11 protein-coding genes are annotated in these 17,128 nt (G+C 70.0%); 2 read left to right on the top strand and 9 right to left on the bottom strand.

The window, feature by feature from the left end:
* Nucleotides 1-332: 332 nt before the first annotated feature.
* Nucleotides 333-626: a hypothetical protein gene (locus tag VFZ09_RS26670; protein ID WP_329730487.1), complete on the top strand. Its 294-nt coding sequence runs from the start codon at nt 333-335 to the stop codon at nt 624-626.
* 89 nt (nt 627-715) lie between these two features.
* Here VFZ09_RS26670 and VFZ09_RS26665 read toward each other — a convergent pair whose 3' ends face one another.
* From VFZ09_RS26665 to VFZ09_RS26640, 6 genes are all read right to left on the bottom strand, one after another.
* The gene (locus VFZ09_RS26665) at nt 716-1,657 is read right to left on the bottom strand and encodes a DUF2381 family protein (RefSeq protein ID WP_329730486.1); all 942 of its coding nucleotides are present in this window, start codon (nt 1,655-1,657) and stop codon (nt 716-718) included.
* Between the two features lie 111 nt (nt 1,658-1,768).
* Nucleotides 1,769-3,919, bottom strand: a complete 2,151-nt coding sequence (locus tag VFZ09_RS26660) for a serine/threonine-protein kinase (protein WP_329730485.1) — start codon at nt 3,917-3,919, stop codon at nt 1,769-1,771.
* A 69-nt stretch (nt 3,920-3,988) separates the two neighbouring features.
* A complete protein-coding gene (locus VFZ09_RS26655) occupies nt 3,989-4,345 on the bottom strand; it encodes a helix-turn-helix transcriptional regulator (RefSeq protein WP_329730484.1) in 357 nt (118 codons plus the stop codon).
* A 54-nt stretch (nt 4,346-4,399) separates the two neighbouring features.
* The gene (locus tag VFZ09_RS26650) at nt 4,400-4,822 is read right to left on the bottom strand and encodes a helix-turn-helix transcriptional regulator (RefSeq protein ID WP_329730483.1); all 423 of its coding nucleotides are present in this window, start codon (nt 4,820-4,822) and stop codon (nt 4,400-4,402) included.
* 8 nt (nt 4,823-4,830) lie between these two features.
* On the bottom strand, nt 4,831-5,838 hold the full coding sequence (locus VFZ09_RS26645) for a serine/threonine-protein kinase (protein ID WP_329730482.1): 1,008 nt from the start codon (nt 5,836-5,838) through the stop codon (nt 4,831-4,833).
* Nucleotides 5,839-6,096: 258 nt separating this feature from the next.
* Nucleotides 6,097-6,645, bottom strand: a complete 549-nt coding sequence (locus tag VFZ09_RS26640; RefSeq protein ID WP_329730481.1) for a hypothetical protein — start codon at nt 6,643-6,645, stop codon at nt 6,097-6,099.
* 236 nt (nt 6,646-6,881) lie between these two features.
* Here VFZ09_RS26640 and VFZ09_RS26635 point away from each other — a divergent pair, with 236 nt between their 5' ends.
* Nucleotides 6,882-9,461, top strand: a complete 2,580-nt coding sequence (locus VFZ09_RS26635) for a fused MFS/spermidine synthase (protein WP_329730480.1) — start codon at nt 6,882-6,884, stop codon at nt 9,459-9,461.
* 4 nt (nt 9,462-9,465) lie between these two features.
* Here the strand turns inward: VFZ09_RS26635 and VFZ09_RS26630 are convergent, their stop codons facing one another.
* From VFZ09_RS26630 to VFZ09_RS26620, 3 genes are read right to left on the bottom strand one after another with little or no spacing between them, the layout of a single operon-like run.
* Entirely contained in the window at nt 9,466-10,077 is a 612-nt protein-coding gene (locus VFZ09_RS26630) for a pentapeptide repeat-containing protein (RefSeq protein WP_329730479.1), read from the bottom strand.
* 46 nt (nt 10,078-10,123) lie between these two features.
* Nucleotides 10,124-14,818 (bottom strand): translocation/assembly module TamB domain-containing protein, encoded by a 4,695-nt coding sequence (locus VFZ09_RS26625; RefSeq protein WP_329730478.1) that lies wholly within the window; start codon nt 14,816-14,818, stop codon nt 10,124-10,126.
* Entirely contained in the window at nt 14,815-17,070 is a 2,256-nt protein-coding gene (locus VFZ09_RS26620; protein WP_329730477.1) for a BamA/OMP85 family outer membrane protein, read from the bottom strand. The genes VFZ09_RS26625 and VFZ09_RS26620 overlap by 4 nt, the downstream gene beginning before the upstream one ends.
* Nucleotides 17,071-17,128 lie beyond the last annotated feature (58 nt).

Below are 17,128 nucleotides of genomic sequence, written 5' to 3'. Positions count from 1 at the left end.
GGAGGCCGCACTGCTCCCAAAAGCGTTGGGCCTGACGCGCCACCCTCGCCGGATGCTCCGGTTTCGTCGGCGCCAGGGCCTGGACTCGTCCGCTTCTCCATCCAGGAACTCCGGCGCCTGCTGCTGAACATCGCTTGGGTGATGCGGCCGGCCTTGGACTTCGTCCTGCACTGGAGCCGCTGGCGACGCCGCCATCAGGCCATCGCCAAACGCTGCCATTACCGACGTAGAGACCCTCGCGCCAAAGTCCCACTGTAGTATAAGGAGCGAGTCAAATAGGCCAGGGCAACTCTCCGCATTCAGGTTTTATTCACCAGATGAGGCATGAGACCATGGAAACCAACACGAGCTTGAACATGAGCTTGATTGTCCGGTTGCGCGAAATGGCCGCAACAGATCATGGCGTATGTGAGATGATGCGTTGGTTGCTCGAATGTTTGTCGCTCGATGCATCCAAAGGAAGATTCATGATCATCGTATATCTTCATAAAGCATTCTGCCTGTCTCTGGGAGATGCATCGGCTGCTGGCGCATGGCACGTTTTTCCTGGTGGAACCTGGTCGGACGAGGAGTGTGAACAGTTCCTGCTGCCTCGAATCCGTGCGACCAGGAATCAATGGATGTAGATGCATTCGTGAGTCGGCTTGGTTGCCAACTCCTCTCGCGCGCCCGTCTACAGCGTGGACGATGACCAGGAGCGATATGGTTCCGCTCCCTACGGAAACGAGACGTTGCCGAGCGTGACGGTGCGCTGGCGATCCGCGTCCCACAGGATGAGGGTGTACGTCCCTCGGGCCTCCTTCTCGGTGGCCAGCACCTCCACCACGACGCGCCCTCGGTCGCTCGCCTCTCCCGGCGCGGCCGGACGGATGGGGTCCGGCTGCCAGAGCAGCACCGGCTTGAGCACCTCGCCCTTCGGACCCCGGAGCACCGCCCCCGCCGCCATCCAGGGCGCTGTGCCCGGATTCTGGAAGTAGGCCTCCACGGCCACGCGCTCCGAAGCGCGGTAGCTGAAGACGCGCTCGTTGACGAGAGCATTACCCTCCTTCGCGGTGACGTCCTCGCTCAACTCCTTGACGGCAATGCCCCCTTGCCCACTTACGAGGCCGGAGGCGATGGCGCCCCCCAATCCATCCGGCCCCCCGCGCTCAGCGCGCAGTTGGCGCACCTCCGCCCGGCACTGCTGGACTTCGGCCTCGGCCTCCTCGGCAACTTGCTTGTAGTGCCCCGCCGCACGCGGCTGGCGCAGCACCTTCACCTCCTGCATCCCCAACCCGGGGTGCACGATGAGGTCGAAGCTCGCGCACTCAGGGACGGCGCCGTCGGCGAAGCACACCTCCAGTTCGAAGTGCTTCCCAGCGACAACGTTCTCCAAAGGGACGACGAACAGATTCTTCTGCCCGGGCGTGACGTCCTCGAAACGCTCGCGCTCCTGAATCTTCACGGACGCAGGCACAATCACCGAGTCAAAGCGGAACGTGGTGGACACACCCGGGCTGATGCACACCACCGGGGCCTGTCCTCTGGACGGTGAGGGCGACAGCTCAATGCGCGGGCTCGCCGCCTGGCACTCGTCCACCCCTGGGGCGGCGGAGACGTCCGAAGGGGTGGACAGGAGGGCCAGCGCCAGGAGGCCGACAGGGAACGCAAGCAGCACGGGAGGTCAACCTTGATGGGGGCGTTTGAGTGTGAGGGCGAGCCTTGCCTCTACCACACCAGCGCGCTCCATGTGCCCGGCTCCCTGCCGGCCGGGCAGCCCCCCGCAGTGTTACTCGAAGCGGTCCACGGCCTCGACATCCGCAGCGGAGAAGACAACGGCGGAGTCGGGCCCGGTGTCCCGTTTGATCTCGACGCCGCGCTGTCGGCCGTACTTGAGCTCCAGGCAGACAGGGTACGTCTGTCGGCCCTTTGATTGGGTCTGCCTGGCCTGCGTGAAGCGGCCGTAGACGCGGCCCTCCCCGAAAATGAGCCGCCCGGAGAGGACGGTGCCTGGCCTCAGTTCCCCAAAGGGCTCCACAAGCATGAACGTGGTGAAATGGTTGATGGGGACGGGCTTGGAGCTCTCGACGGCCTGGAGGAAGGTGCCGGCGGCTTCGTCGCCGATGCTGATGCCCAGCTTCTTCATGGTCGCCACGGCGCTGTCCGGGCAGGCCTCGGGCTTGGGGGTGGGGCGCACCGAGGGAGAGCCCGCGCAACCGCCGAGCACGGCGCAGCAGGCCACGGTGACGCACTTCTCCGCGAAACGGGCACGCCGGGCCTGCGGTTGGGGCTTGTCGGGAGTGTTCACGCTGACGTCTTCCTTGCGAAGCATGGCGGTGGTGAGCTCCGGCGCGGGGGTGGGGGGCAGAAACGGCGCCGCGCCTCCGCCAGCTTGCGGCGAGTCCCGCGAAGCCGCCAATTCCCGGGCAAGGGAGGCATGAAGGGTCAGGTTGTCTCCGGAGGGCATGGGAGGTTCTGGTGCAACATGGCGCCGCGCCACCTCTCCTGCATCCGAAGCGGGAGCGGCGGCGAGCACCGCGCCCGCGCTGGCCCCTGCCGCCACCGCCATCAATCCCAGCATCAGTGCGGCCCGGCGCAGGCCGTCCAGGGCCACGGCACGGGCGGGCAGGCCGCCCACAAAGGTGGGAAAAGCCCGTGAGGCGGCGCGCCTCCAAAGCCGGCGCTTGGGAGTCGTCTCGCTCGTACCTGCGCTCCCCGCCTGCGAGCCGGCGGGGGGCATGGGCGCCGCGGAAGCCGGTACCGCTGCCGGGCTCTTGGGCAGAGGCACGCCCTCCCAGGCATGGCCGGGGAAGACGGCGGCCATGCGCGCCGCCAGGGCCTCCGCCACCGGCACGGGGCTCGAGCGCGCCTCGGGCACGAGGGGCACGGCGACGATGGGGGTACGGTTCTCCTCGGTGCTCGGCTTCTTGCGTCCACGCCGGGGCGGGGCCAGGCACCTGCGCACCGCGAGCTCCTCCTCGTCCCAGGGCACCTGCGCTGGCGGCTCGTCCGCCGTCGTCTCCTCGGGGGCGTCCGGGTCTCCCAGGGGCACGTCCCAGCTCGCGTCGTCCCGTGCCGCCGCGAGCGCCGACTCGAGCGCGGCGGCCAGCGCGTCCATGTCCGGGAAGCGCGCGGCCGGCTCCTTCTCCAGCATGCGCATGCACACGTCGCTCAGCGCCCTTGGCACCCGGGGGTTGCACTCGTGAGGGGCCCGGGGCGTGCGGCCGAGAATCGCCTTCACCAGGAACGGGCGCCGACGCGTGCCAAACGGCAGCCGGTTGGCGAGGAGCCAGTAGAAGGTGACGCCCAGGGCCCACAGCTCGTCGGACACCTGGGACTTGTACGTGACCGGCTCGCCCACGTTCTCCCCGAGGAAGCGCCAGGCCTCCGGGCTCACGTACTCCTGCGTCCCGGGTGGAAGCAGTCTGGAGCCGGGCACCGGGGTGGCTTCGGCCATGGCCCCAATGCCGAAGTCCACCAACACGGGTTGCCCGTCGCGCGAGCGGATGAGGATGTTGTCGCGCTTCACATCGCGGTGAAGGACATTCTTGCGGTGCACCGCGCCGAGGGTGCGAGCCAGCGTCAGCATGAGGCCCGCGCTCCGGCGGGCACACGGGTTTTCCGTGAGGACGTACTGCTCCAGCGTCAGGCCCTCCACCCACTCCATGACGATGTAGAAGTAGCCCAGGTCCGGGTCCGGCCACCGGTCGTAGCCACGGACGCGGACGATGTTGGGGTGCTTGAACTTCTGGAGGATGGACACCTCCATGAGGCCCCATGCGTCCAGCTCGCGGGCGCGGAAGAACTTGATGACGAAGAAGCGGCCCGCGCGCTCGGCCTTGAAGACGAGTCCTTGTCCGCCATCCCCCAGCCTCGACGTGAGGCGGTAGTCACCAACGATGTCCCCGGACTCTGGCAGACGGAACGGCGGGAGTTGCATGGATTGGGTCAACCTCCGGAGTTCGGAGGATAGCATGACTCACGCCGTCCTCATTCCCAGCGCCTCCGCTCACTCGTCGTCGGGCGCGTTCTCCATCACCTTCAGTACCCGAATCAGCCGCTTCACCTTCGCCGGGCTCCACCCGCGCAGCATGCGGACGAGGAGCAGCAATTCCGGCGACAGGTTGCCCTGGGGAGCGGGGTCTTCCACGGAGGCCGTCACCTCCTCACGGCTCAATGCGAGCAGCGTGTCCGCGGAGATGGCCAGCGTGAGCGCGAGCTTCCGTAGCGTGGGCACCGCGGGCATCATTCCGCCGCGCTCGATGCGGCCGTAGATGTTGGGGGCAAGACCCATTTGCTGCGCCACCTGGGCCTGGGTGAGGCCCCGCCGCTCGCGTGCCGCGCGGGCCGTTTCTCCCAAGGACACTTGAAGCTTCTCCGGCTGTAGCTGTTCGTGTTCCATTGGTTGCCTCTACCAGGGTTAAGAGGCAGCGCGTCTGGAGGGGCGCACGGGCCTTGCGTCCGGAGCGGGCAGCAGGGCGGCGGCCACCGACCGGAGCGCGCTGAGCTGGCGGGGATTCAGCCTGCGGGCCGTACGGAGGAGGCGCCGCAGTGAGGACGGCTCGGCCGCGGAGGGAGTCTCGGACGCGAGCCACGCGGGAGGCTGCGAGGAGGAAAACCCCAGCAGGGGGTTGGCATCAATCCCCAGCGCCCGGCACAGCTTCACCAGCGTGGGAAGGCTCGGGAGCATGTTACCGCGCTCCATGCGCCCGTACACCTCCGTCGCGATGCCGACGCGCTCGGCGGCTTCCTCCTGGGTGATTCCGGCTCTCATGCGTGCTTCGCGCGCCACGGCGCCAATCTGCCGGGCAAGCAGTACCTTCGTCTTGTGTACCTGGGGCATGGGGCGTCTCAGTGGAAGTCGTCGGAGCTCATGTCGGGCGGAACGGGGAGCACGCCTGTCTCCACCCCCGTGTGGACGGCGAGCTTGCCCAGGTCGGAGGCTTCCTTGAGAAGCTCGGCCAGTTCCTCCTCGGCCTCGTTCGCTCCGAAGGGCTGCGGCAATCCACGCAGGTAGGCGCGCAGCTCGTCACGCAGCGTGTCCGCTGACGCGTAGCGCTCGCTGGGGTCCGGGCGCAGTGCCTGGGTGACAATCCGCCCCAGGGGCGGTGGCACCTCCTCGGCCATCCGCTGCACCTCCTCCGGGCCGAAGTGCAGCACGCGGTCGGCGAGCGTCTCCAGCTCGAGGAAGGTGGGCACCTCGCTGCGAACCTCGGAGGGGAAGCGGCGCTGCACGTCGCGCCACAGGGTGTCGGGCGGATCAAATGGGTAGCTCGCCACGAGCATCTCCAGCAGCACGAGGCCCAAGGAGAAGATGTCCGCCCGTCCGTCGAGGTTCCTGGGGGTGAGCAAGTCCCTCTGGCCGGGTTCGGGCCGTAGGAAGCCCTGGAGGATCTCCGGGGCGATGTAGGCCGGATCTCCCCGGAGGAGCCCATCCGGCGAGCGGATGCGGCCGAGCAGCTCCGAGTAGGCGGCGCCGAAGTTGGTGAGCTGGACGCTGCCATTGCGCCCCAGGCGGATGCGCATGGGGCCCACGGCCCGGTGGACGATGTGGAGGGGCTTGCGGTCGTCCCCCTCGCAGCGGTGGGCGGAGTCGAGCGCGTCCGCCACCTCGGCGGCGACGTAGGCGGCGAAGGCCGGGGACAGGCGGCGGCCCACGGCCACGGCGGCGTCCATGGCGGTGAGGAGGTAGCAGCCGCGCAGGTGCTCCATGACGATGTGGGGCAGCTTGCCCTGCACCGCGTAGCCGTACACGGCGGCGATGTTGGGGTGGCGCAGAAACCGGGCGAGCCGCACCTCCTCGAGGACGCGCTCGAGTCCCTCCGAGCCCTCCTCCAGCACCACGGGCTTGAGCTCCACCAGCTTGACGGGGCCGCCCTGCGTGTACTCGCGGGAGGCGAGCAGGAGGGTGTCGTATTGGGGGTGGGTGACGAGGTGGCGGTGGACGCTGTAGCGATAGTCGCCAGACTCGAAGGAGAGGCGGGCCGCGGGGCCGCGTGGAGGGGACGGACGAGACAGGGATGAATCCTGGCGGCAGAGGGCCGGAAGAGGCCCGCGTGTGGGCGTTGGTTGAGACGAAGTCGTGGCGGAAGTCGCCCCACTGGAAGCCGAGGAGTTCTAGCGGGGGGCGGCGGACTGGCCACCCACGGAGACGGGCTGCGGCTGGTTGTTCTCATCGAGCTTGTAGAAGGTGCCCAGCTCGTAGATGCCGGAGCGGTAGGTGTTGTCCTTCACCTCGACGGGGCCCACACACCGCTCAGCCTTCCCGGTGAGCGCCTCGGCGAGGTAGCCGTCGGGGCGCAGCACCAGGAGGGGCGTGAACTCCTGGATGCGACGGCCCAGCTCGGCCCGCGAAATGGGATTGCTCTTGAGGGTGACGTCGAGCAGCAGCACGTCCGCCACCGTCCACGGGCCGTGCTCGACGGGCTTGGGCGGATGGAGCGGGTAGAGGTGGAGCTGCAACCGGAGTTGCCGCGCCTGCTCCGGGGACAGCTCGCGTCCCGAAGGCAGAAGCTCTGGAGGAAGACCGGCCCGAATGAGAAGCGCGCCGAACTCGTCCAGGTCCGCGAGTGCCTCCCGGGTGGAGGCATACGCCTGCGGCGGGCTGGTGCTCGCGCACGCGAGCGGGCACAGCAGCGCCATGGAGAGCAGCGAGAAGAAGGTCAATGGAAAGGGGGGAGGAGTCGAGTGGGCTTGCCCCGGTGACGTGGACAGTCGGATGAGGTGAGCTTCACCCCTGGACAGGACCCCGAGCGAGGGCTGTGGGCGTCTGCGCTGACGAGCCGAGTCCCACGGAGGCGGGCGTACGTCCCTCGGGGAGGGCTCCGGGCCGCTGAGCCCGCCTGCCGGGCGTACTGGCGGAGCGGCGGGGAGGTGCGCGCCGGGGTAGAGTCGCACCTCCCGTGAATCGCATCTCCGCCAGAGTGTTCGCCGCCGTGGGTCTGCTCTTCGTCGCCTCGGGCATGAGCGGGCTCGTCTTCGAGGTCATCTGGGTCCGCTACCTGACGCTGGTGGTGGGCCACACCACGTTCGCGGCGAGCCTGGTGGTGTCCGCCTTCCTGGCGGGGCTCGTGCTGGGCAGCCTGGGGTGGGGCCGGGTGGCGGACAGGCTGAAGCATCCGCTGCTGGCGTATGGGTTGTTGGAGGCGGCCACGGGCGTGCTCGCGCTGGGCATCACCCGGGTGCTGGCCACGCTGCCCGAGTGGCTGTCCGTGCTGGGCCTGCCGGGCGGAGGGCCGCTGCCGGTGCGCGGGGTGCTGGCCTTCCTGCTGGTGCTGCCGCCCACCTTCGTCATGGGCGGGACGCTGCCCGTGCTCATGCGCTTCGTGGCGCGCGAGCTGGAGGGCCTGGGGCGCTCCTTCGGGGTGCTGTACTCGCTCAACACGCTGGGCGCGGCGCTCGGCTGCGGGCTGGCGGGTTTCTACCTCATCGGCGCGGTGGGGCTGTGGCGCACGGCGGCGCTCGCCGCGGGGCTCAACGTGCTCGTGGGACTCGCGGTGGTGCTCCTGCACGTGTGGCTGCGCCCCGAGCCGCTCTCCGCCCCCGCGCCCGCGGCGCCCGAGGTTTCGGGTGGGGACTCCGCCTTCCAGGGCTCGCGCCGCACGTTGCTCGTCGCGGCCTTCGCGCTGTGTGGCTTCGCGTCCATCTCCTACGAGGTGCTCTGGTTCCGCGTGCTGTCCACCTCGCTGGACTCCACCACGTATGCCTTCACCATCCTGCTGGTGACGTTCCTGCTGGGGCTCGTGGTGGGAGGGTTCGTGTACTCGCTGAAGCTGGCCGGGCGGGTGCGCGAGCTGGAGCTCTTCGTCACGGTGGAATCGCTGCTCGCCTTCGCGGGGTTGTTGTCCATGGCGCTGCTGGGCATGTCGCGCCCGGTGAGTCAGTTGCTGTCCGGCCTGGTGGGAGGCTGGGGCCCCAATGCCGTGTACGTGGGCATGCTGCTGCACGCGGCGCTCGTCATCCTGGTGCCCGCGTCGCTCATCGGCGTCATCTTCCCGCTGGTGGTGCAACTCACCACGCGGCACGTGGCGAACGCGGCCAGCAACGTGGGCCTGCTGTACTCGGTGAATACGCTGGGCGGCATCGTGGGCTCGCTGGCGGTGGGCTTCGTGCTGGTGCCGGCGGTGGGGACGCAGTGGACGTTCGTCCTGGTGTGCGCGCTCAACATGGCGCTGGCGCTCGGGGTGCAGGCGCTGGACACGGAGGCCCGGCCGCGTGCCCGCCGGAGCATGTGGGCGGGGGCGGCGCTGCTCGCGGTGGCGGTGGTGATGGTGCCGGGGGATTTGCTGGTGCGCGCCTTCGCCGACCATGTGGACTCACGGGTGCGCTTCGTGCGCGAGGGCGTGGACGGCGCGCTGGCGGTGCTCGAGTACGACAGCGAGTCGGTGTGTGACTCGGGGCTGTACGCGTGTGGCCCGGGGTGCCGGGAGCGGGGCTTCCGCCACCAGCAGTTGCTGTTCGGCTCGGTGTCGTACGCGAACACGGCGCTGCCGAGGAAGCGCTACATGGCCACGCTGGCGCACCTGCCCATGCTGCTGCACCCGGAGCCGAGGGAGGTGCTGCAGGTGTGCTTCGGCACGGGCAGCACGGCGGGCTCGTTCGCGAGCCACCCGGGCCTGCGCTCGCTCACCATCGTGGACACGAATCCGGACGTGCTGGCCGCGGCGCCCCACTTCGCCGAGCACAACCACGGCGCGGCGGAGGATCCGCGCACGCACGTGGTGTTCGACGACGGGCGCCACTTCCTGCTGACGGCCCAGGGACGCTACGACGTCATCTCCTTCGAGCCGCCGCCGCCGCGCTCGGCGGGGGTGGTGGGGCTCTACACCACGGAGTTCTACCGGGAGGTGAAGCAGCGGCTGGCGCCGGGAGGCGTGCTGGCGCAATGGATTCCCTTGCAGCAGCAGCCGGACAACCTGACGCGGGGCATGGTGGCCTCGCTGCTGGAGGCCTTCTCCGAGGTGACGCTGTGGATTCCCTCGGACTACGAGGCAGTGCTGGTGGCGGCGGACCGGCCGCTGGGAGTGGACGTGACGGGCTGGGAGGCGCGGTGGGCGCAGACGACAGTGGCGCGCTCGCTGGCGGACGTGGGCTTCACCTCGCCGTATGGCCTGATGGGCACGTACGTGGCGGGCACGGAGGCGCTGCGGCGCTGGACGCGGGGTTATGCGCCGGTGACGGATGACCACCCGGCGGTGGAGTACTTCTTGTTCAACGCGGACAAGCCATTCGACCCGGAGGCGCTGCTCGCTATGGCGGAGCGTCCCGCGCTGGTGCGGGGAGAGGGATTGGACGGGGTGCGGCTGTCGCGCGAGCTGGAGGCCAACCGGCGCGTGCTGGAGTCCACGCGGCTGAAGCGGGGAGGGGAGTGGGACGCGGCGCGGGCTCGGGTGGAGGAGGCTCGCGCGCAGGTGGGGGACAACGCCTTCCTGTCCTTCCTGCTGGACCTGGAGCTGGACTGCCTGCGGCCCGTGGGGCGGTGAGCCGTCAGTAGACGATGTAGTCGAGCTTCTCGAGGACGGACTTGAGCTCTTCGGGGGTGGTCCCGTACCGCTTGGCGACCGTGGGGGCGTGATAGGTCACGGCCACGGTGGACGGCGGGTCCATGTCGGGATTGGCCACGATGATATCGGACCGGCCCGGCCACTTGAGGCTGCTCAATTCCTGGCTCCTGCCGAGGGGATTCAGGATGGTGAAGCAGGGCCAGGGAGGCAGGCGCAGGGTCCGCATGTCACAGCTGTGGAACCGGCAGCCCTGCAGTCGTGCCTCGGTGAAGTCGCAGTCCTCGATGCCGCCATTCTCCCGGCCCGGTAAGTGCGGCAGCCGGTGTCCGAAGTCACAGTCCGTCAGACGTCCGGTGAACCGGCAGCCTTTCAGGAACGCGCTCGACCAATCATGATGCTTCAGCTCCTGCTTCACCTGAATGGTGCAGTCGATGAAGCGCGTGGGCAGGATGTGCAGCCAGCCCGCACTCACGCGAGTCACCACCGTGCAGCGCCGCAGCGTCAGGTTCGGACCGAGATAGTAGTTGCCCTCTTTGTTATCGGTCAGTTCCAGCCGCTCGCCTGCTAGTTCCCGGTCCTCGTAGATGACGTTCATACGTCCCACACGGGAGCGCAAGCACGCCCGTCAAGCCGCCGGGCTGTCAGTAGTCCTTGCTCCAGATGACGTCCGCGCCGCCCTGCTGGGCGTCTCCGTACTCGCCCTCGACGCTCCACTGCGGGCTGAACTGGTACTCCAGCCGCACGGCGTTGTTGTTCTCGCGCCGGGTGCTGGAGCCGGACTGGGTCTGCGCGGCGCCCAGGCGTCCGGTGTAGCCCAGGTACAAGTCATCCGTGAGGTACGTGCCCACCTCCAGCCGTGCCCCCGAGAAGCCCTCCTCGCCGGCCTCGATGGTGAACACGTCCAGCGGCAGCTTCGCGGCCAGGGCCTTGCGCGCCTGCGAGGCCAGCGCCGAGCCCAGCACCGAGGCCACCTGCTCCTGGTTCATCGACGACCCGCCGCCGCCCGCCTTGAGCGTGCGCCGGCCCGTGGCCAGCAGCGTGTAGATCTCCGTCTCCGGCAGTGGCGGCTCGCTGGTGGGCTTGATGGTGAACTCCTTGCCCTGCCCGCGCACGGTGATGAAGACCTTCACGCCCGCGCGCTCGTTGGCGTACTCGGCGGTGGCGTTGATGTACGGCATGGCCGCCGGGCCGGTGAAGCGCACCTGGCTGGAGTTCTGCACGGTGAGGCGCCGGCCCATCACCTCCACCTCGCCGCGCAGCACGCGCACCTCGCCGTAGATGGAGGTGGCGTCCGAGTACTCGACGCGGAAGTTCTCCGACAGGCCCACCTCCGCGTTGACGTCCGAGCCCCGCACCCAGATGTTCTTCGGCGCGTTCACGTTGACGATGTACTGGCGCTGCGGCTCCTCGTCCTCGTGCACCGGGCCCGCGCCTCCCGTGGCCGTCCCCGGGCTGGCCGTGTCCGCGGGAGGCGTCCGCTTGCGCCTGGATGCCTTCATCGGCGTTCCGTTGCACACCAGGACGATGCCCTCGGGCCGGTCCAGAGACTGGAGATCCTTGCGTTTGGCCTCGGGCAGGAGGATGTGGGCCTCTGGGATGAAGAGGTTGCGCAGGTTGACGAGCCGGCTGGACACCTCGCCCTCGAACTCGGTGCGCAGGCGCAGCTGCGCCAGGAGCTGGTCCTCGTAGACGAGCGGGAAGTCGTCGAGGTTGCCCTCGCCGGTGAGCGAGTACGCCTCCGCCGACGTGCGATCCGCCCGGGCCTGGAACTTCAGGGTGCCGCCGCCGCTGCTCGCGGAGAGGTCCGAGAGGTTGAGGTGCTTGTCGGTGACGTCGAGCGCCACGTGGATGTCCTGGTAGTCGCCCATGCCTTCCAGGGCGAGCCGGCCCTTCACCCACTCGAGCGTGCCCCGGTAGGTGGGCGCGCCGACCGTGCCGCCCACGTGCACCTTCTCCATGCGCAGCACGCCGCCGATGGTGCGCACCATGGGCAGCTGCGAGCCGGAGAGGAAGGACAGGTCGAACTGGTGCGCGTCCACGTCCACGTCCAGCGGCGCCCGCGAGAAGTCCACGCCCTTGCGCAGCGTGGGCAGGGACAGCTCCTGCGTCACCTGGCCCTTGGCCATCATCGTGCCGCCCCGGGGCGCGGACAGGAGCGCGTTGAACACGGAGCGGGCGTCCTCGTAGGTGTAGTGGAGGCGCGCCTGGCCGAGGCCAATCTGGCTCAAGCCGATGTTCTGCACTCCGGCGGTGAGGTCCACCTGCGGATCCGCCAGCGTGCCGCGCGCCCGCAGGTTCAGCGACAGGACGTTCTGGATGTCGGTGCTTCGCGAGTCCTGCTCCTCGGTCCGGCAGACCGAGCCCGGCCGCCCTCCGGCGTGGGAGGACGCCAGGCCCATCAGCTCGCGCTGGGAGATGGGGCCGGCCCGCACCGCGAGCGTGAAGGGGATGTAGCCCACCACCTCCTGGTCCTGCAGGGCGGCGATGGGCGCCTCGACGTGGGCGTCCAGCTGCGCCAGCAGCGTGCTCTCCCGCCGCGCGACGAGCTGCAGCCTCACGGAGTCCTTGTCCGTGTTCAGCGCGAGGTTGCCGTCCAGTGGCTGGATGCCATTCACCGTGGCCCGCTTCGCCTCCACCTTCAGCTCGCCCACGGGGGCCAGCAGGGGGCCGGTGACGTTGGCCGTCATCGACAGCATGCCGCCCGCGCGATCGGCCACGCCCAGCTGCGACAGCAGCCCCAGGGGCATCTCGCTGATGTCGGCGCGCAGCTCGCGCATCGGCGTGTCCAGCACCTGCGCCGCCGTGGGCGGGTTCGTCAGCAGCCGGCCGAGGGTGAAAGGCGTCGCGAGGCTGGCGGTGGCCTTGGAGCCGATGCCGTGCAGGTCCAGGCTCGCGCTGAGCGTGCCGTCCTGGTCATCGGAGCGGGCGGTGAGCTCGAAGCCGAGCGGCTCTCCGCGCAGCTCGGGAGGCAGCGAGCCCGGCGCGAGCACCACGGGCGGAGGCTGCCGCGGAGGCACACCCCAGTAGCGCAGCCCCGAGCCCTTCAGCGTGAGCTGCAGGCGCGGATCATTCGCCAGGCCCTGGAGCGTCATGTTGCCGGAGAGCATGCCGGTGGCGGACTCGGGCTGTCCGGCCATGCGCAGCGCGGGGCCGATGTCCACCTGGTCCAGGGTGAGCTCCAGGTCCACGGGCTCGCGGCGGTGCTGCATCAGCGCCTGCACCGGCACGTCGTACTTCGCGGAGATGCGGCCCGCGGGCGCGTTGGCGGCGAAGGTGCCGGTGGCGCGGTCGCGCACGTAGCGGCCCCGCAGGTCGAAGCCCAGGTCCGCGTACTGCTGGTAGCGGCCCCCGCGCAGCGTGAGGTCCACCGTGGCGTCCGGCCGGGCCATGCGGCCGTTCACCGCCACCTGCCCGGAGAGCTGGCCGTCCACGTCGAGCGAGGCGGGCAGGAAGGCCTTGGGCAGCTTTCCGAGGTCGAAGTCGCGCAGCTCGGTGCGGGCGTTGATGCGCTCGCCCTCCATGCGCAGCGACAGCGAGAGGGCCTGGGGCCCGGAGGCGAGGGTGAGGGGCTCCTTCTCCGTGGCCACCTCCACGCGGCCGTTGCCCCAGCCCAGGTGGGTGGGGCGCTGGAGCGTCCAGCCGGCCTCGGGGTAGCGCAGGGTGAGCGTGTCGAGCCCGAGGCCTTCGTTGTCCTTGTCCACGGTGCCCTTGAGCGCCACGAGGAGGTTCGTGGCACCGCCGGTGGTCACGGTGGCCTCGAGGGCACGGCCGCGGGTGACGAGCGAGGCGTTCAGGTCCTCGTAGGTGCGGCCGGCGGCGCTCAGCTTCGTGGCCTTCAGCGTCGCATCCGTGGTGAGGGGCTGGGTGACGTCGGGCACCCGCGCGTCGAGCGTGAGGCCCTGCACGGACGTGTCCGCCCAGGCGAGGGCCTCGAATCCACCCTGGAGACTGGCGGCGGGGTGGCGCGCCGGGCCGGACACGGTGAAGTCCAGCGAGCCGCGGCCCGACAGGGGCAGGGGCTCGCCACTCCCCAGACGGCCCACGGTGTTGGCGAAGGCGTCCAGGTCCGAGGCCACGAGCCGGCCCTCGAGCCGCAGGTCCTCCTGGGTGCCGCCGCCGCGCGCGTCGAGGCTGGCGCCGGGGGCCTGGGCCGTGAGCTGGGAGAGCTCGAAGCGGCCCTGCTTCGCGCTCGCGTGCAGCTCCACCGGGCCGAGCGTCCGGCCTCCCACCTGCGAGGGGGGCATGGTGAGGTCCACCGTGCCATCGAGCGTCTCCAGGCTCTTGCCGCCGCCGGTGACGCGCAGGTCCGCGGCGAGCACGGTGCTCGGTCCGCCGCCCAGCAGCTTCCCCAGGTCCAGCTGGCGCACGCGGGCGGTGAGGCCGTCGGTGCGCAGCCGCTCCACATCCAGCGCCCCCTCCACCTCGGCGGTGCCGTCGGCGGCCTTCGCATCCAGGTCCACCCGCACCGTGTCTCCCGCCTGGGCCACGGTGCCCGACAGGGTGACGGGCGCGGCCAGCGGGTAGGAGGGCAGGAAGGCGCGCGCCGTCTCCGGGGCCACGCTGAGCTGCTTCACCTCGACGCGGGCCTGCTTCTCGCCCTCCAGTCCACCGGTGGCCTTCACTTCGAGGCCCGGGCCACTCATGTCCACGTCGGCGCTCAGCTTGCCTTCCTCGCCCTGGGCCTTCAGGGCCAGGCGCACCGGGCCCGTCACGGGCTTGCCGAGGCTGGCGGTGGCATCGAGCTTCGCGTCGAGCGCCTCGGTGGCCGAGGCCCAGGAGGCCGCGCCCGTGGCATCCAGGTCATCCAGGCGCACCTCGCGGTTGCCCTCGGGGGCCTCCGCCACGTAGTCGACGGAGCCGTCCTCGAGCTGGAAGTCCTCGAGGGTGAAGCGCAGGGTGCCGCGCGGCGCGTTGGGGTCCTCGGGCTGCGGGGGCTTCCGGGACTCGATGGCGCGCGAGAGGTTGAGGCCGCGCTCGTCCTGGCGGAGGTAGAGGTGGGGCTGCTCCACGCGGGCGGAGCGGAGCACCACGTGCTTGCTCGCCAGCGGGGTGAGCGCCAGCTGCGCCTCCACCCGCTCTATCTCCGCCACCAGCTCGCCCTCGGGGTCGTACAGCTTCACGCCGGTGAGGACGACGGAGCGCGGGCCAATGTCCATCCCGCCCACCTCCAGCCTGCCCGCGAGCTGCTCGTTCGCCTGCTGGACGACGAGCGCCTGGAGGCGGGCTTCACCGGCGGGTCCGGTGGCATAGATGAGCACGCCGGCCACGAGCACCAGCACCAGCCCGAGGAGACCGAGCAGTCCCCACAGTAGCCATCGACCCCGGTGCTTCTTCAAAACGCTTCTCCGATCGACAGGAAGAACGTGCAGAGTCCTTCCGGGCTTCCAGCATAGAGGTGGGTGGCCGCCGCGGTGGGGTCCACTCCACCGAGTCCGAAGCAATCCCCCAGTCCCCCCAGTGTTTCCGTCGCTCCGGAGGCCGGGTCGAAGATGGGCAGGGGCCTGCCGATATTCAACCTCCGGGCCAGGTCCAGCCGCAGGGGGCCGACGATGGTGACATAGCGCACACCGAGCCCCACGGCCTGGTAGTGGTAGTCCCCGAAGACGCGGCCGCTCTCCTTGCGGACGTCGGACTGGTGGGCGCCGATGTTCAACGGTCCAGCGCCCACGAGGCCGGTGTCATGGAAGGCGGCGAGGTACAGGTTGCCGATCAGCTTCATGCGCAGCTCCACCGAGGTCTCCACGAGGCTGTTGCCGCCGATGGGGACGATCTGGTCCGAGGGGGACAGGGTGGCGTCCTTGCTGATCCGGTTCATGGGCGAGAGCCGCCGGCTGTTGAAGCCGCGCATGGAGGCGCCGCCGCCCGCGAAGAAGCGGTTGACGATGGCGCTCTCCTGGCGGATGCGCTCGCCCGCCTCGTTGGTGACCACGGGCGTCAGCAGCGTGCCCAGCCGCAGCCGCGCCGCCAGGGTGAAGCGCTCGCTGTCACCGAACGTGTAGTAGCCGCGCACGTCCGGCAGCACGCGCAGGAAGTCGTAGTCGCCCTGGAGGGGTCCGCCGCCCTCCTGCAGCGACAGCGCGGTGTAGAAGCCGTGCTTCGGCGCGATGGGATCATTGCGGCGGTCCCACTCCGCCACCTGCTCCAGGTAGCTCACCGAGATGTTGCAGGTGTCCGCGCCACCGCCCGCGGGGCAGCCCAGCACGAGGGGCGGCACGGTCGTCTGGTCCTGCAGGCCCCGCTGGCCCTGGAGCCGGTAGATCTCCAGGTTGTAGCTGGGGAAGAGGGAGAACTCGGGGTAGGGCTGCCAGATGACGCCGCCGCGCAGGCGCCCGCCGATGAAGTTGTAGGCCTGCTCCAGTCCGCGCTCCCCGGTGAGCGTCGTCTGCAGCCGCAGGTCGCGGGCGAGGAAGCGCGGTTGCTCGAACTGGGTGGACAGCTGGAAGACGAGGCCGTGGGGGGTGCTGAGGTTGGGGGCGTCCAACACGCCGTCCCCATTCGAGTCGATTCGATCGAAGGCGGCCCGGATGTCGGGGATGAAGGCATAGCCCACCCGGCCGCCCACGGTGAGCCGGCGCAGGCCGCCGAAGAAGTTGCGGTCCGTCCACTCGCCCACCGCGCGCACCTCCTGCCGGGCCGCGTCCAGGCCGATGCCGCCACCCAGGCGGATGGAGCGGAAGGGCGCCTCGCGCACGTCCACCACCACCGGCACCGTGCGGGCCTCGCGGTCCGGCGCGCCGCGGTTGACCTTCACCGCGCCGAACACGCCCATGCGGAACACGCGCGACTGGGCCTCGGACAGCGCCGACTCGCTGTACCACTCGCCCTTGCGGATGGCGCCCTGCGCCTGCTCGATGATGCGCCGCGGCTTCACCTGCGGGTTGGCGTCCGTGGCCACGAAGATGTTGCCGAAGCGGTAGCGCAGGCCCGGCTTCACCTCCAACAGCACCTTCGCCTCGCTCGTCGCCAGGTCCACCTGCACCTCGCCGCCCACCTCCGCCTCGGCGTAGCCCAGCTCGCGCAGGCGCTGTTGCATCAGCTCCTTCGTCTCCTCCCAGCCCTCCTCGCGGAAGATGGGCCGCTCCTCGCCCTCCCGGGCCGGCTCCAGCGGCAGCTCCGCCAGCACCCGCGCGGCGTGCTCCGGCGGCAGCCCCTCCATCCCCTTCACCTCGAACGTGCCCACCCGGGTGGGATTGCCCTCTTGCGCCACCTTCACCCGGAGCGCGACGGCGTGCTCCCCCTTGTGCACCACCGTGTCCTCGAGCTGCTCCGACTCGAGCTGCATCTGGTAGTAGCCCTGCGACTGGTAGAAGCGCTTGATGCGCCGCAGGTCCGCGAGCCACGCGTTCTCGTCGAAGTAGTTGGGGCCCACGAAGGGGTTGAGCGGCTCCCACCAGGGGGTCTCACTGGTGACGATCTTCTCCTTGATGTCGGAGGCCTTGACCTCGTCGGCGCCCTCGATCTTCAGGTCCACCACCTTGGGCTGGTCCGGCCGGGTGGCGCGCGAGGAGGAGCCACACCCGGCCGCGAGGAGGAGCAGGAGGCGGGTACCGCGAAGCAGTTGGCGAAGAAGGGAGTCCGCGACGTCCACCTGGGATACATAGCCCGGACGGCCCGGGATGCACCCGCTCCGCGTGGAGCGTCTCCGC

This window comes from Archangium sp. (genome assembly GCF_036277355.1).
Taxonomy (GTDB): Bacteria; Myxococcota; Myxococcia; order Myxococcales; family Myxococcaceae; genus Archangium.
This window is presented reverse-complemented; position numbering and strand designations above follow the sequence as displayed.

Bases quoted from the DNA above. Each gene is read 5' to 3' on its own strand.
- VFZ09_RS26670 (WP_329730487.1), top strand. From the start codon at position 333: ATGGAAACCAACACGAGCTTGAACATGAGCTTGATTGTCCGGTTGCGC.
- VFZ09_RS26660 (WP_329730485.1), bottom strand. From the start codon at position 3,919: ATGCAACTCCCGCCGTTCCGTCTGCCAGAGTCCGGGGACATCGTTGGT.
- VFZ09_RS26650 (WP_329730483.1), bottom strand. From the start codon at position 4,822: ATGCCCCAGGTACACAAGACGAAGGTACTGCTTGCCCGGCAGATTGGC.
- VFZ09_RS26630 (WP_329730479.1), bottom strand. From the start codon at position 10,077: ATGAACGTCATCTACGAGGACCGGGAACTAGCAGGCGAGCGGCTGGAA.